12 protein-coding genes are annotated in these 14183 nt (G+C 73.3%); 6 read left to right on the top strand and 6 right to left on the bottom strand.

Features of this window, described 5'->3' with window-relative positions; translation table 11 throughout:
* Positions 1-60: 60 nt before the first annotated feature.
* Together pyrE and D0Y53_RS11650 are read left to right on the top strand one after the other, a co-directional pair.
* Entirely contained in the window at positions 61-717 is a 657-nt protein-coding gene (gene pyrE, locus D0Y53_RS11655; RefSeq protein ID WP_117203526.1) for an orotate phosphoribosyltransferase, read from the top strand.
* 64 nt (positions 718-781) lie between these two features.
* Positions 782-1471 (top strand): hypothetical protein, encoded by a 690-nt coding sequence (locus D0Y53_RS11650; RefSeq protein ID WP_117203497.1) that lies wholly within the window; start codon positions 782-784, stop codon positions 1469-1471.
* Between the two features lie 45 nt (positions 1472-1516).
* On the opposite strand, the gene sppA is transcribed toward D0Y53_RS11650, so the two are convergent.
* Both sppA and D0Y53_RS11640 read right to left on the bottom strand, forming a co-directional pair.
* On the bottom strand, positions 1517-3403 hold the full coding sequence (gene sppA / locus D0Y53_RS11645) for a signal peptide peptidase SppA (RefSeq protein WP_117203496.1): 1887 nt from the start codon (positions 3401-3403) through the stop codon (positions 1517-1519).
* Between the two features lie 65 nt (positions 3404-3468).
* Positions 3469-4875, bottom strand: coding sequence for an MATE family efflux transporter (locus D0Y53_RS11640; RefSeq protein ID WP_117203495.1), 1407 nt, complete (start codon positions 4873-4875; stop codon positions 3469-3471).
* Between the two features lie 131 nt (positions 4876-5006).
* Here D0Y53_RS11640 and D0Y53_RS11635 point away from each other — a divergent pair, with 131 nt between their 5' ends.
* The gene (locus tag D0Y53_RS11635; protein WP_117203494.1) at positions 5007-6152 is read left to right on the top strand and encodes a DUF3667 domain-containing protein; all 1146 of its coding nucleotides are present in this window, start codon (positions 5007-5009) and stop codon (positions 6150-6152) included.
* Positions 6149-6469 (top strand): DUF4286 family protein, encoded by a 321-nt coding sequence (locus D0Y53_RS11630; RefSeq protein WP_117203493.1) that lies wholly within the window; start codon positions 6149-6151, stop codon positions 6467-6469. The genes D0Y53_RS11635 and D0Y53_RS11630 overlap by 4 nt, the downstream gene beginning before the upstream one ends.
* Before the next feature lie 81 nt (positions 6470-6550).
* Here the strand turns inward: D0Y53_RS11630 and D0Y53_RS11625 are convergent, their stop codons facing one another.
* Both D0Y53_RS11625 and D0Y53_RS11620 read right to left on the bottom strand, forming a co-directional pair.
* On the bottom strand, positions 6551-7180 hold the full coding sequence (locus D0Y53_RS11625) for a DUF3106 domain-containing protein (RefSeq protein ID WP_117203492.1): 630 nt from the start codon (positions 7178-7180) through the stop codon (positions 6551-6553).
* Positions 7167-8144 carry a hypothetical protein gene (locus D0Y53_RS11620; protein ID WP_117203491.1) on the bottom strand — a complete coding sequence of 326 codons (978 nt, stop codon included), beginning with the start codon at positions 8142-8144 and terminating at the stop codon, positions 7167-7169. Before D0Y53_RS11620 ends, D0Y53_RS11625 begins: the two co-directional genes overlap by 14 nt.
* 446 nt (positions 8145-8590) lie before the next feature.
* Between D0Y53_RS11620 and D0Y53_RS11615 the strand changes: the two genes are divergently transcribed.
* Both D0Y53_RS11615 and D0Y53_RS11610 read left to right on the top strand, forming a co-directional pair.
* A complete protein-coding gene (locus tag D0Y53_RS11615) occupies positions 8591-10798 on the top strand; it encodes a primosomal protein N' (protein ID WP_117203490.1) in 2208 nt (735 codons plus the stop codon).
* Between the two features lie 231 nt (positions 10799-11029).
* Positions 11030-12313 carry an NAD(P)/FAD-dependent oxidoreductase gene (locus tag D0Y53_RS11610; protein ID WP_117203489.1) on the top strand — a complete coding sequence of 428 codons (1284 nt, stop codon included), beginning with the start codon at positions 11030-11032 and terminating at the stop codon, positions 12311-12313.
* On the opposite strand, the gene D0Y53_RS11605 is transcribed toward D0Y53_RS11610, so the two are convergent.
* Together D0Y53_RS11605 and rpoH are read right to left on the bottom strand one after the other, a co-directional pair.
* Entirely contained in the window at positions 12286-12750 is a 465-nt protein-coding gene (locus tag D0Y53_RS11605) for a DUF1203 domain-containing protein (protein ID WP_117203488.1), read from the bottom strand. The genes D0Y53_RS11610 and D0Y53_RS11605 overlap by 28 nt on opposite strands.
* A gap of 202 nt (positions 12751-12952) precedes the next feature.
* Positions 12953-13816: an RNA polymerase sigma factor RpoH gene (gene rpoH / locus D0Y53_RS11600; RefSeq protein ID WP_386724740.1), complete on the bottom strand. Its 864-nt coding sequence runs from the start codon at positions 13814-13816 to the stop codon at positions 12953-12955.
* Between the last annotated feature and the right edge of the window lie 367 nt (positions 13817-14183).

Raw genomic sequence — 14183 nt, 5'->3', positions numbered from 1 at the left:
GGCGCGGTCGGCGCGGGCGCGGTGCTGCGGCCGGCGCCGGCGGCGTGGGACAATGGCGCCATGCAACCGTATCGCCGCCGCTTCCTCGCCCTCGCGCTGCAGGCGCAGGCCCTGCGCTTTGGCGAGTTCACGCTCAAGTCCGGCCGCAGCAGCCCGTATTTCTTCAATGCCGGGCGCTTCGATTCCGGCGCCGCGCTGGCGAGCCTGGCCGGCTGCTACGCCGACGCCATCGATGCCGCCGGCGTGGACTTCGACCTGCTGTTCGGCCCGGCCTACAAGGGCATCCCGCTGGCGACCGCGCTGGCCTGTGAATACGCGCGCCGCGGCCGCGACCTGCCGCTGGCCTTCAACCGCAAGGAGGCCAAGGACCACGGCGAGGGCGGCCGCCTGATCGGCGCGCCGCTGGCCGGGCGCCGGGTGCTGGTGGTGGACGACGTGATCACCGCCGGCACCGCGGTGCGCGAGGCGCTGGCGACGATCGCCGCCGCCGGCGGCAGCCCCGCCGCGATCGCGATCGCGCTCGACCGCCAGGAGGCGGTCGCCGCCGGCCAGCCGCGCTCGGCCGCGCAGGCGCTGACGGCCGACACCGGGATCGCCGTGATCGCGGTGGCAACGCTGGACGACCTGCTTGCGTTTGCCGGCGAAAGCGCGGAACTTGTCGCGCAGCGCGAGCGCCTGCTCGCCTATCGCGCGCGCTACGGCTGCGCGGCGGCCTGAGCGGGTCGCGGCGCGCCGCCAATCCGTCGACACTGTGATCACTTGCAGAACAGGGGCTGCAACCATGACCACGATCCGTCTCATCGCCATCGCCGTGCTGCTGCTGTTTTGCACCGGCGCGCTGGCGCAGCGCCGCGGCGCCGCGCCGGCGGCCAAGAAACTGTATTGCTGGAACCAGGATGGCCACCGTACCTGCGGCGACACCCTGCCGCCCGGCGCCACCGACCTGGCCCGCACCGAGATCAGCGCCAGCAGCGGCCTGCACACCGGCGAGATCGGCCGCGCGCTGACCGCGGAAGAGCGCGCGGCCGCGGCCGCCGCCGCGCAGCAGGCCGAAGCCGAAGCCGCGGCCGAAGCCGCACGCCGGCGCCGCGACCTGGCGATGGTCGGCTCCTACGCCACCGAGGACGATCTGCGCCGCGCCTACGGCGAGCGCATCAGCCTGCTCGACGACGCGCTCAAGGCCTCGCTGCTGGGCGAGGCCAACCTGCGCCGCAGCCTCGTCAGCCTGCTCGACCAGGCCAGCGGCCTGGAGCTGTCCGGCAAGCCGGTGCCGGCCGCCACCGTCGCCAACCTGCGCAACCAGCACGCCGAGCTGCTGAAGCAGCAGCGCATCCTCGCCCAGCAGCGCGCCGACCGCGCCAGCCTCGACGGCGAGCTCGCCGACGCCATCACCCGCTACCGCACGTTGAAGCACCCCGAAGGCGTCGCGCCGGCCGCCACGCCGACGCCGGCGGCCCTGCCCGGCGGCTGAGGCCGGTCGCCGCGGGCCGCGCGGCGCGCTCGCGGCCGCGCCGCGTCAGAAGCCGCAGAAGCAGTACGCCAGCGCCTGGACCGGCGTCCCCGGCCGCGGCTGCAGCGCGCGCTCGAGGAAGCGCAGGTCGTGCGCGGTCTGCGGCAGCGTCCGCGCCAGCCACGCCTGCGCCAGGCCGGAATCGCGCAGCAGCCCGCGGGCGGCGCCGCTTTCGGCGAACTTCGCGAAGAAGCGCTCGAAGGGCGTCGCCGCCTTTTCCAGGTACTGCACCCGGTAGGCGCCGGGCTTGCCGAGCCTGGCGCGGGTGGCGGCATCGGCGACCGCGGCGCGGACGCCGCCGAACGCATCCACCAGCCCGCGTTCGCGCGCCTGCGCGCCGGTCCACACGCGGCCGCGGCCGACCGCGTCGATCGCGCTCACGCTGCGCCCGCGCGCCTTGGCCACGCGCGTGGTGAAGTCGCGGTAGCCCTTGTCGATCACCGCCTGGATCACCTGCCCGACCTGCGGATCCAGCGGCCGGGTGATGTCGAAGGCGCCGGCGAAGCGGGTGGTGCCGACGCCGTCGGTATGCACGCCGAGCTTGTCGAGCGTGCGCGGGATCGTCGGCAGCAGGCCGAAGATGCCGATCGAGCCGGTGATGGTCGACGGGTCGGCGTAAATGCGGTCGGCATCCATCGCGATCCAGTAGCCGCCGGAGGCGGCCAGGTCGCCCATCGACACCACCACCGGCTTGCCGGCGTCCTTGAGCGCGGCGACTTCGCGCCGGATCTGTTCGGAGGCGTAGACCTCGCCGCCGGGCGAATTGACCCGCAGCACCACCGCCTTGACCTGGTCGTCGTCGCGCGCGCTGCGCAGCAGCTGCGCGGTCGACTCGCCGCCGATGGTCCCGGGCGGCTGCTCGCCGCCGCTGATCTCGCCCTCGGCCACCACCACCGCCACCTGCGGGCGCTCGTCCACCGCCGCCAGGCCGCGGTCGATGTGCTTCAGGTAGCCCTCGAGCGACACTTCGCGGAAGCCGTGCTCGGCGTCGGCATCGGCGACGCCGCGCTCGGCCAGCAGCGTGTCGACCTGCTCCTGCGTCTTCAGGCCATCGACCAGTCTCTGCCGCAACGCGTACTGCGCCAGGTCGCCGCCGGCGGCCGCGATGCCTTGCGGCAGCGCGTCGATGCCTGCCGCCAGCTGCTGCGGATTCAGCTTGCGCACGCGGGCGATGTCGCCCAGGTAGCGCTGCCAGATGTCGTTCATCCAGTACAGGTCGGCCTCCTTGGCCGCCGGCGAGGCGGCGTCGAGGACGAACGGCTCGGCCGCGGACTTGTACTCGCCGACCCGGAACAGGTGCACGTCCACGCCGAGCTTGTCCTGCAGGCCCTGGCGGTAGTACTGGCGGTAGCGGCCCAGGCCTTCGAGCAGCAGGCCGCCCATCGGGTCGAGGTAGACCTCGTCGGCCTGCGCGGCGAGCAGGTACTGGTTCTGGTCGAAGTTCTCGCCGAAGGCCACGACCTGCTTGCCGGCGGCGCGCAGCTGCGCCAGCGCCGCGGCGACTTCGCGGATCGTGGCGTAGCCGGAAAAACTCATCTTGTCGCTGCGCAGCAGCACGCGCTCGATGCGCTTGTCGCCGCGGGCGGCGTCGAGCGCACGCAGCAGGTCGCGCAGCTGCACTTCGCGGGTGCCGTCGTCGCCGAGCGCGCGCTCCAGCGCGCGGCTGACCGGGTCGGTGCTGTACTGCTCCACCAGCCGGCCTTCCGGGGCGATCACCAGGGTGGTGCGCGCCAGCAGCGGGCGCGCGCTGTCGCCGGCCGCCAGCACCCCCAGGAACACCAGCAGCAACCCGAAGAACACCAGGTTGAAGACCAGCCGGCGGGTGAAGTTCATCGCGTCCCACAGCCCCTGGAAGAAACGGGCGATGGGGCCGCGGCGGCGGGGGGCGTTCATGCGAAGACTCCGGGCAACAGGCCGACAGCGTAACGGGGCGGCGCCGCAGGCGCATGCCCCGGACGTCACTCGCGCTGGCGGGGAGGCGCGGCAGCCGCGGACGGGTGCGGCCCCGGCACGGCGCTGCTGCGCAGGAAGCGCCGCGACAGCAGCCAGGCGGCCACGCTGAGCCCGGCGATCAGCCCGATCCACATCCCGCGCGGCCCCAATGCCGGCATCACGCCGCCCAGCCCCAGGCCGAGCCCGGCCCCCAGCGGCATGCCGATGCCCCAGTACGCCAGCGCCGCCAGCAGCATCGGCACCCGGGTATCGCCGAGCCCGCGCAGCGCGCCGGCGGACAGCACCTGGATCCCGTCGGGGAACTGGAACGCCGCCGCGTACAGCAGCAGCGACGCCGCCAGCGCCGCGACCGCGGCGTCGCGCGTGTACAGCGCCACCAGCGCGTCGTGGCCGGACAGCAGCAGCAACGCCGACAGCGACTGCGTCCCCAGCGCCAGCGCATAGCCGGCGAAGGCGGCGCGGCGGATCCCGGTCGCGCTGCCGCGGCCGCGCGCATGGCCCACCCGCACCGTGGTCGCCTCGGCCAGGCCCATCGGCACCATGAAGCACAGGCTGGCGACGTTGATCGCGATCTGGTGCGCGGCCACCGGCAGCGCGCCCAGACGCCCGATCAGCAGCGCGGTGACGATGAACAGCCCGCCTTCCATCGCCACGGTGACGCCGATCGGCAGGCCGGTGGCGAGCAGGCTGCGGAGCGGCGCCGCGCGCGGCGGCTCGAAGCGCGCGAACAACCGCAGCGCCGCGAACCGCCGCGCGCGCAGCAGATACCCCGCGAACGCCAGCGCCTGCGCCCACATCATCGCCGCCGAGGCGATGCCGAGGCCGCCGGCGCCCAGCTCCGGGAATCCGTAGCGCCCGAAGGTCAGCACGTAACCCAGCGGCAGCAGCACCAGCAGCCCGCCGAAGCCGAGCAGCATCGTCGGCAGCGTCCAGTGCAGGCCGTCGCTGAGGTAGCGCATCGCCAGGTACAGCGTCAGTGCCGGCACCCCCCAGCGGATGCCGTGCAGGAACGCCAGCGTCCCCGGCCGCACCTCCGGCGCGATCCCCATCGGCGCCAGCACGACCCCGACCACGCTGAGGAAGGCGAACAGCAGCACCCCCAGCCCCGCCGCCAGCCACAGCGCCTGCCGGAACAGCGGCCCGATCTCGTCGCGGCGGCCGCCACCGTCGAGCTGCGACACCGCCGGCGGCAGCGACATCAGCGTGCCCATCGGTACCAGCATCGGCAGCCAGAACAGCGCGGTGCCGACCGCGACCGACGCCAGCGTGGCGGTGCCGTGGTGGCCGGCGATGACGCTGTCGACGAAGCCGATCAGCCCGGTCGACAGGTGCCCGGCCACCAGCGGCGCGGCCAGGAGCGCGGTCGCGCGCACTTCGCGGGCGAAAGGCGCATCGGGGGCGGAAGGCGTCATGGGAGCGGCGCGCCGGCGACTGCGGCCGCGCACGCAACGGCCGCGGCGCTGGCGCCGGGTCGCGGCGAGTGGCTATCTTACCGGGGCGGCACCGATCACGATGCGCGCACCCGGCGCGCGGAGACACCGCCATGCCCGAGCCTGCCGTCGCCGTACCCGCCGACCGCGCCGCGCCGCTGTGCCAGAACTGCGGCACGCCGCTGCTGGGGCCGCACTGCTACCGCTGCGGGCAGCCGGTCACCGGTCTGGTGCGCCATTTCAGCAGCATCGTCGGCGACTTCCTCGACAGCGTGCTCAACCTGGACACGCGCATTTTCCGCACCCTGTGGCCGCTGCTGGCCCGGCCCGGCTATCTCAGCCGCGAATATTTCGCCGGCCGCCGCGTGCGCTACGTCAGTCCGGTGCGGCTGTTCGTGTTCCTGAGCATCGTCACCTTCTTCGTCGCGCAGCTGACGATCAGCTTCGGCGACGAGACGCTGCGGCTGGAGAGCCAGGAGCGCTTCGCGCAAGCGACCACGATCGCCGCGGTCGAGCAGTTGCGCAACCAGACCCTGCAGGAGCTGGCGCGGGCGCGCGCGCAGATTCCGGGCAACGTGCCCGGCGCCCGCGCCGGCGTGGATGCCGGCGCGGCCGCGGTGCGCGCCAACGCCGACAAGCGCATCGCCGAACTGCGGGCCGCGGCCGCGCGCGGCGAGCCACCGGCAACGGTCGGGGACGCCACCAAGCCCGAACTGATCTTCAACGGCCGGCCCTGGGATCCGGTCGCCAATCCGGTCCACGTCCGCTGGCTGCCGGGCTTCGCCAACCGCTGGATCAACCAGCAGGTCGAGAAAGGGCGCGACAACATCGCCGAACTGAAGAAGGATCCGGACCGGCTCAAGAACGCGGTGCTCGGCGCGTTGCCTTCCACCTTGTTCGTGCTGCTGCCGATCTTTGCGCTGATGCTCAAGCTGGCCTACCTGTTCAAGCGCCGGCTGTACATGGAGCACCTGATCGTGGCGCTGCACAGCCATGCCTTCCTGTGCCTGGCGTTGCTGCTGGTGTTCGCGTTCTCCGCGCTCGGCACGGCGCTGCCGCGGCTGGGCGCGTTCGCCGCCACCGCCGAGGGCCTGCTGTTCGCGTGGATGCCGCTGTCGCTGCTGCTGACGCAAAAGCGCGTGTACGGCCAGGGCTGGACGATGACCCTGCTGAAGTACGCCGTGCTCGGCGTGTGCTACCTGGTGCTGCTGTCGCTGGGCGTGGCCTTCACCGTGCTCGCCAGCCTGGTGTGGGCATGAGCGTCGTCTACGAGGTGACGCTGGAGATCGACGCCGCGATCGCCGCCGATTACCGCGCCTGGCTCGACGCGCACGTCGCCGACATCCTCGCCCTGCCCGGCTTCACCGGCGCGCGCATCTTCGAGGTGCTGGAACCCGCGCCGCCTGCCGGGACAGCCGCGCTGTGCGTGCAGTACGCGCTGCGCGACCGCGCCGCCTTCGACGCCTACCTGCGCGACCACGCAGCGCGGATGCGCGCCGACGGCATCGCCCGTTTCGGCGACCGCTTCCGCGCCAGCCGGCGGGTACTGGCGCCTGTCGCAAGCCACGCCTGCTAGCGGCGCCGTGTCGGGCTGCCCGTGGGCACGCCCGCGCCGGTCCGACGCCGAGGCCGGCAGCGGCAGCCCCGGGACGCCGCCCTAACGCTCCAGCCGGGCCCGCAACCACGCCGCGCGGTTGGCGGCGGAGGTCGAGATCAGCTCGCGCCGCAGGGCATCGCGCTGCGGCGGTGCGATGCGCTGCGCGAGGATGGCGAGAGCGTCCAGCTCGGCCGGCGTCAGCGTCCGCAACACCGCCAGCAGCGGCGCACGCTGCGCCGCCGGCACCTGCAGCAGCAACGGCTGCAGCCGCGGGTACGCCGCGCCCAGCGTGGGGCCCAGCAGCCAGCCGTGGCGGGTGCCGGCATCGAGCAGCGCGTAATGCGCGCGCAACGCCTGCTGCTGCGCCGGCGGCAGCGCGGCGAAAGCGTCCGCGGCAGTGCGCACCTGCCATTGCTCGCGCGGCGGCAACGCTTGCCAGGCCTGCCAGCGCTCGCGGCGTTCGCGGCGCTCGGCCAGCGGCAGCGCGTCCCAGGCGCGGCGGCGCTGTTGCAGCGCCTGCTGTTGCGCCGGGGCCAACGCCTGCCATCGGGCCTGGCGCTCGCGCAGCTGCTGCTGCAGCGGCGGCGGCACCGACAGCGGCAGCGATAGGTCCTGCGCACCGAGGGCCAGCGCCGCGGTAGCCAGCCACAGCAACGCGCCGCCGGCGAGCCACCGCTCAGGGCGTGGCATCGGCGTTCTCTCCGGCGACGGCGGGCAGCGGTTGCGCCGCATCCGCCAGCGGCAGCGCGGCCGCCGGCTGCGCGGCCAGCTCGGCGGCATACCAGGCGTAGAAATCCAGGTCGCGCAGCAGCGCCGGATCGGGAGCGGCCAGCAGCCAGTCGAAATCGGGGTGGCTGAGCAGCGCGGTGTGCGGATCGAAAGTCGCCATCGGCGCCGCGGCGGGCAGCGGCGCCCGCTGGATACGCTGGCTGCCGTCGGCGGCCGGCGGCGCGTGCAGTGCCGGCAGGAAGGTCGCGGCGAAGGCCAGTGCGCACGCCGCCAGTGCGCTCCACAGCAGCGGCAGCAGCCAGCGCGGCGGCGCGGCGGCCGTGCCCCGCCGGGACGAGGGTCGCGGCCGGGCGCGCGACGCGGGTGCGACGTCGGCCCCGGCGCCGGCGAGCGCGGCTTCGCGCAATCGCGCGAGCGCGGCCAGGCGTTGCGCGGGCAGCTGCCGCAGCGCGGTGGCGACGGCGGCTTCGAGTGCGTGCCAGGCCTGCATGTCGGCGCGGCCATCGGTGCGCCGCGGCACGGCACGCTGCAGCGCCAGGCGGTAGGTCGGTGCGGCGATGCCCAGCACCGCCGCCGCTTCCGCTTCCTCCAGCCCGGCGACCAGGCGCAGCAGCAGGGCCGCGCGCGGGCCGCCGCCCAGCCGCGCCAGGGCCGCGAACGGCGCCGGCCAATGCGCGTGCCGGGGCACCGCGCGCAGCATCGGCGTGGCCAGCAGGCCGCTCCAGAAGCGCCGATCCCAGTCCGCCAGCGGCCACTGCCGGGCCTCGGCGGCGAATGCAGGCAAGACCTGCGCCAGGGCGGCGTCGCCGCTGCCGGCGTCGCCGCATTGCAGTTGCGCGAACAGCGCCGCGCGGCGCTCGACGCCACGCAGGAACGCGGCCAGGGCCGTCGTGGTGGCGGCGGGAGCAGGCGGGCGGGCAGTCATCGGCTCGGCTTCATCGCCGGCATCATAGCCATCGGCGCGGCGGCGAAAACCGGCTTGACAAGCGACAAACGCACGCTCCGCAAGGCAGGGCCAAGGATTTCAGTGCAAACGGTTGTGCACAGCAGTAATCCGACAGCCCTGAACGACTGATTCACGCCGGCGCCACGCTGCGTCATGGCGATGTTTCACGCATAACACATTGATTTTCCATAATTAAGTTGGTTTGGTACTTTTTTCGCCATGCACCGCGCAATGCTTGAACAGGCTTCATTGCGCGGTCATCCCCAAGCGGCATGCACAGGGTTATCCACAATTCGTGTGGATAAAGACAAAAACCCTGTTCCGTCAGACGCTTGCACCTTTTTTCTGGTCCGGGTCACAACTAGTTGCCGCAACTGGTACTCGGCCGCGCGCGCCGTCGCCGGCCGCCTCGCTAGACTGCCGCCATGCCCATGTCCGCCTACCAGGTCCTGCTGCCGCTACCGCTGCCGCAGGCCTTCGATTACCTGCCTGCCGACGGCAGGCCGGTGCAGGCCGAGCGCATCGGGTGCCGAGTCCGGGTGCCGTTCGGCAGCCGCGAACTGGTCGGGATCGTGGCCGGTATCGCGCCGGCGGAGGCGCGCGCGGAGCTGCGCCCGCTGCTGGCGCAACTGGACCCCGAGCCCCTGTTCCACGGCGAGCTGCTGCAGTCGTTGCGCTGGCTGGCGCGCTACACCCATGCGCCGCCGGGCGAAGTGCTGGCAACCGCACTGCCGGCGGCGCTGCGCCGCGGCGAACCGTTGCCCGACACCCACGCCTGGGCCTGGCAGCTGACCGAGGCCGGACACACCGCGCTGCCGCGCCTGCGCGTCGGCCAGCCGCAGCGGCTGGCGACCCTGCTGCAGGCGGGGCCACGCGACGAGGACGCGCTCGATACCGCAGCCGGGCGCGGCTGGCGCAGCGCCGCGCGTGCGCTCGAGCGCCGCGGCCTGGCCGTCCGCAGCGCGATCCCCGCCCACACGCTGGCACCGGCGCCCAGCGCGATCGCGCCCGTGGCCAACGCCGAGCAGCAGGCCGCGATCGCGGCCGTGCGCGACGCGGCGCAGGCCGGCTTCGCACCGCTGCTGCTGGATGGCGTCACCGGCAGCGGCAAGACCGAGGTCTACCTGCAGGCGATCGCCGAGTGCCTGGCGCGCGGTCGCCAGGCGCTGGTGCTGGTGCCGGAAATCGGGCTGACGCCGCAGATGCTGGCGCGCTTCCGCGCGCGCCTCGGGGTGCCGGTGCACGCGCTGCATTCGGGCCTCAACGACAACGAGCGCGCCCGGGTCTGGACCGCGGCCTGGCGCGGCGAGGCGCGAGTGGTGGTCGGCACCCGCTCGGCGGTGTTCACGCCGCTGCCCGACGCCGGGCTGATCGTGGTCGACGAGGAGCACGACGGCAGCTACAAGCAGCTCGACGGCATCCGCTACCACGCGCGCGATTTCGCCCTGGTGCGCGGCAAGGCGCTGGCGGTGCCGGTGCTGCTGGGCAGCGCCACGCCGTCGCTGGAGTCGCTGGCCAATGCGCGCGGCGGCCGCTACGCGCACCTGCGCCTGTCGCAGCGCGCCGGTGCCGCGCAGCCGCCCACGGTACGCGTGCTCGACGTGCGCAAGCGACCGCTGCAGGCCGGCTTGTCGCCGGAGCTGCTGGCGGCGATCCACGGCGCGCTCGACGCCGGCGGCCAGGTGCTGGTGTTCAAGAACCGCCGCGGCTACGCGCCGGTGCTGCTGTGCCACGACTGCGGCTGGAGCGCGCAGTGTCCGCGCTGCAGCACGCCGGCCAGCGGTACCCCGATGACCGTGCACGGCGGCGGCCGCCGGCTGCAATGCCATCACTGCGGCGCGCGGCGGCCGGTCCCGCCGGCCTGCCCCGACTGCGGCGGGCTGGCGCTGCAGCCGCAGGGCGTGGGCACCGAGCGCCTGGAGGAATGGCTGACGCAGCAATTCGCCGACGTGCCGGTGCTGCGCGTGGACCGCGGCAGCACCCGTCGCCGCGACGCGCTGGCGGCGTTGCTGGCCGGACTCGGCGCGCGCCCCGGCATCCTGGTCGGCACGCAGATGCTGGCCAAGGGCCACGACCTGCCGCAGCTGACCCTGGTGGCGGTGGTGGGCGTGGACGAGGGCCTGTTCAGCGCCGACTTCCGCGCCCACGAGAAGCTGGCGCAGCTGCTGATCCAGGTCGCCGGCCGCGCCGGCCGCGCCGAGCGCCGCGGCACGGTGGTGCTGCAGACCCACCATCCGGAGCATCCGTTGCTGCAACTGCTGGTCCACGGCGGCTACCACGCCTTCGCCGACAGCGAGCTCGCGCAGCGCGCAGCCGCCGGCTTTCCGCCGTTCGCGCATCTGGCGCTGCTGCGTGCGGAGGCCAGGCACGCCGACCCGCCGCTGCAGTTCCTGCAGGCGGCGAAGGATCTGCTGCGCAGCGCCGGCGCCGATACCGGCATCGAGCTGCACGGACCGCTGCCAGCGCCGATGCCGCGCCGCGCCGGCTACCAGCGCGCGCAGTTGCTGCTGTCCTCGCCGCAGCGCGGCGCGCTGCACGCCGCGCTCGACGCCGCGTTGCCCGCGCTGCGCGCGTTGCCGGAGGGACGCCGGCTGCGCTGGTCGCTGGACGTGGATCCGGTGGACCTCTACTAGACAAGGGCGGCCGAACCCGTCGACGCCTGCGCGTCAGGTCCGCAACCACAGATTCGCGGCAGACGCCGGTAGGCCCACGTAGGTCGCCCATGCGGGATCTTCGATCGTGACGACCCGAGGACTCCGGCCTCCGCTGCCGCGGGAATGATGGCGGCAATCAGGATCCGCTTCCGGCGCGGCCGGACCCCGCGCCGGACACGCGGTCGGCGCGGATGCGACAATGCGCGCCGCATGCCTGCCACACCGTGCCACGTGGTGATCGTCGGCGGGGGATTCGCCGGGCTCTGGGCCACGCGCGCGCTGGCCGCGGCACCGGTCCGCGTCACCCTGCTCGACCGCGGCAACCACCACCTGTTCCAGCCGCTGCTGTACCAGGTCGCCACCGCCGGCCTGTCCGCGCCCGACATCGCCGCGCCCCTGCGCCACATCCTGCGCCGGCAACGCAACGCCACGGTGTTGATGGAGACGGTCGCAGCCATCGACACCCGCGCGCGGCGCGTGCTCTGCACCAACGGCCGCGGCGTCGACTACGACTTCCTGGTGCTGGCCAGCGGCGCCACCCACGCCTATTTCGGCCACGACGACTGGGCCGACCATGCGCCCGGACTGAAGACGCTGGACGATGCGCTGCACATCCGGCGCCGCATCCTCTCGGCGTTCGAGCGCGCGGAAGCGGAACACGATCCGGCGGCGCGCCGCGCCTGGCTCACCTTCGCCATCGTCGGCGGCGGGCCCACCGGGGTGGAACTGGCCGGCACTTTGGTGGAGATCGCGCGGCACACGCTGGCGCGCGAGTTCCGGCGCATCGATCCGGGCGCGGCGCGCGTGCTGCTGCTGGAAGCCGGGCCGCGGGTGCTGGCGAGCTTTCCCGAAGCCTTGTCAGCGCACGCCCGCGCGCAGCTGCAACGGCTCGGGGTCGAGGTCCGCACCGGGCAGCCGGTGCAGGCGATCGACGCCGACGGCGTGTGCGTGGGCGCGGACCGCATCCCCGCACGCACGGTGCTGTGGGCGGCCGGGGTGGCGGCCTCGCCGCTGGCGCGCACGCTCGGCGTGCCGCTGGACCGTGCCGGGCGCGTGCCGGTGCAGCCGGACCTGAGCGTTGCCGGGGCGCCGGAGATATTCGTCGCCGGCGATCTGGCCAGCGTGCAGCGTCCCGACGGCCGGCCGGTACCGGGGGTGGCGCCGGCGGCCAAGCAGATGGGCCGGCAGGTCGCCGCTGCGATCCGCGCACGCCTGGCCGGCAAGCCGGCGCCGCGGTTCCGCTACCGCGACTTCGGCAATCTCGCCACCATCGGCCGCATGGCCGCGGTGGTGCACCTGGGCCGGTTGCGGCTGACCGGGGCGCTGGCGTGGTGGTTCTGGCTCACCGCGCACATCTACTTCCTGATCGGCTTCCGCAACCGGCTCTCGGTCATGCTCAGCTGGACCTGGGCCTACTGGAGCTACCAGCGGGCCGCGCGCATCATCCTCGGCGATGCCGCTGCGGATCAACCGCGGTCGACGCGGCAGGCATAACAGCCGCGGCGCGCGTTGTGCACCTGCAGGAACGACACGCGCCGGTCGGCGAAGAAGCGATCGATCAACGCCTCCAGCCGCACGCCTTCGTCGACTTCGGCATCGAGCATCCAGCCTGCCGCGTCGTAGGCGCGCACCGACAGCAGGCGGCTGCGCTGCTGCTCCGGGACCTGATCGCGGAACACCGCCTGCGCGGTTGCCGATTCGCGCACGAAGATCGGGCCGCCGGCGCGATACGGCGTATCCGCGTCGAGGTGTTGCCAGGGCAGAAGCAGCAGGGTTTCGCCGGGTGTCGCGTCCTCGAGGGTGATGCGGCAGGGATAGCCCGGACCGTCGGCGACCGTGCGCACGGCGCCGTGCGGGCGCAGGGCCGCGGCATCGAGGCCGAACAACGGCTGGAATGGCGGCAGCGGCAGACCACTGATCAGGTAATGCATGGATGCTCCGGGGATCGGGGGCGCACAGCCTGCGCCGCGGCCGACGCCGGCGCTATCCGATCCTTGCGCAACGTGCGCAGCGCGGCGAGTCGCGGCCGGACGCGAATGCGATCGGCCCCGAACGCGAACGGCCCGGTTTCCCGGGCCGTTGCGCCATTTCCTGGAAGTCGGTCGCAGCAGCGCCGGGCGGGCGCAGGCGACCTCAGGCCGCGAACAGCGCCTTCATCTTCTTCAGCGCGTTGGCCTCGACCTGGCGGATGCGCTCGGCGGAGACGCCGTACTCGTCGGCCAGCTCCTGCAGCGTGACCTTGGTGTCGGCGTCCAGCCAGCGGCGGCGGATGATGTCGCGCGAGCGCGCATCCAGGGACTGCAGACCCTCGCGCAGCAGCTCCAGCTGGTCGGCCTCGCTGTCGGCGCGCTCGTAGGCCTCCGACGGATCCTCCTCCTGCGCCACGAGATACTGCGCCGGTGCCGGCGGGGCGTGGTCGTCGTCCTCGTCGGCGGACAGGTCGAAGCCGATGTCGCGGCCGGACAGGCGCGACTCCATTTCCAGCACCTCGCGCTCGGAGACGTTGAGGTCGGCGGCGACCGCGCGCACTTCCTCGGCGTTGAGCCAGCCCAGGCGGGTCTTGGACTTGCGCAGGTTGAAGAACAGCTTGCGCTGCGCCTTGGTGGTGGCGACCTTGACGATGCGCCAGTTGCGCAGGATGAACTCGTGCATCTCGGCACGGATCCAGTGCACCGCGAAACTGACCAGGCGCACGCCGACGTCCGGGTCGAAGCGCTTGACCGCCTTCATCAGGCCGATGTTGCCTTCCTGGATCAGGTCGCCCAGCGGCAGGCCGTAGCCGTTGTAGCCGCGCGCGACATGGACCACGAAACGCAGGTGCGACAGCACCAATTCGCGCGCGGCGCCGAGGTCGTCCTGCTCGCGGAAACGCCGCGCCAGCGCCTGCTCCTCCTCCACCGATAGCACCGGGATCTGGTGCACGGCGCCGATGTAAGCGTCCAGCGAACCCAGCGCGCTGGGGATCGGCAGGTTGTGGGCGACGAGGGCTTGGGACATGGGGGTCTCGCTCATGGGGGCCAGTTTAGCAGTGGCCATGTATGACTGCTAACGCGCTGGAGAGTTCCGAGCGTTTCGTTCATGGAACGCTGCACCTGTTGCCCCCTACCCCAGCACCGCAGCCGTTAAGCCGGTGTGGGGGCGGCCTGCACCCGAGACAACCCTTCTTGGACCCGATCTCCCATACACGGGAACCTCTGCGGGAAGCCGGTGGCCCTGGCCTTGCGGCATATCGTCGTGAATACGTCCTTCCTGCGCGGAAACCTCCGCGGGGGAAGCCGGCGGCCCGGCCTGTGCGGGACACGCCGTGAATACGTCCCTGTAGGCTCCTCGGCGGCATCCATGCCGCCGACGGTCCCGCACAGGC

The sequence above is a fragment of the Cognatiluteimonas weifangensis genome (assembly GCF_003416885.1).
In the GTDB taxonomy this organism is placed as follows: domain Bacteria; phylum Pseudomonadota; class Gammaproteobacteria; order Xanthomonadales; family Xanthomonadaceae; genus Cognatiluteimonas; species Cognatiluteimonas weifangensis.
This window is presented reverse-complemented; position numbering and strand designations above follow the sequence as displayed.

Bases quoted from the DNA above. Each gene is read 5' to 3' on its own strand.
- pyrE (WP_117203526.1), top strand. From the start codon at position 61: ATGCAACCGTATCGCCGCCGCTTCCTCGCCCTCGCGCTGCAGGCGCAG.
- D0Y53_RS11650 (WP_117203497.1), top strand. From the start codon at position 782: ATGACCACGATCCGTCTCATCGCCATCGCCGTGCTGCTGCTGTTTTGC.
- sppA (WP_117203496.1), bottom strand. From the start codon at position 3,403: ATGAACGCCCCCCGCCGCCGCGGCCCCATCGCCCGTTTCTTCCAGGGG.
- D0Y53_RS11640 (WP_117203495.1), bottom strand. From the start codon at position 4,875: ATGACGCCTTCCGCCCCCGATGCGCCTTTCGCCCGCGAAGTGCGCGCG.
- D0Y53_RS11635 (WP_117203494.1), top strand. From the start codon at position 5,007: ATGCCCGAGCCTGCCGTCGCCGTACCCGCCGACCGCGCCGCGCCGCTG.
- D0Y53_RS11630 (WP_117203493.1), top strand. From the start codon at position 6,149: ATGAGCGTCGTCTACGAGGTGACGCTGGAGATCGACGCCGCGATCGCC.
- D0Y53_RS11625 (WP_117203492.1), bottom strand. From the start codon at position 7,180: ATGCCACGCCCTGAGCGGTGGCTCGCCGGCGGCGCGTTGCTGTGGCTG.
- D0Y53_RS11620 (WP_117203491.1), bottom strand. From the start codon at position 8,144: ATGACTGCCCGCCCGCCTGCTCCCGCCGCCACCACGACGGCCCTGGCC.
- D0Y53_RS11615 (WP_117203490.1), top strand. From the start codon at position 8,591: ATGCCCATGTCCGCCTACCAGGTCCTGCTGCCGCTACCGCTGCCGCAG.
- D0Y53_RS11610 (WP_117203489.1), top strand. From the start codon at position 11,030: ATGCCTGCCACACCGTGCCACGTGGTGATCGTCGGCGGGGGATTCGCC.
- D0Y53_RS11605 (WP_117203488.1), bottom strand. From the start codon at position 12,750: ATGCATTACCTGATCAGTGGTCTGCCGCTGCCGCCATTCCAGCCGTTG.
- rpoH (WP_386724740.1), bottom strand. From the start codon at position 13,816: ATGTCCCAAGCCCTCGTCGCCCACAACCTGCCGATCCCCAGCGCGCTG.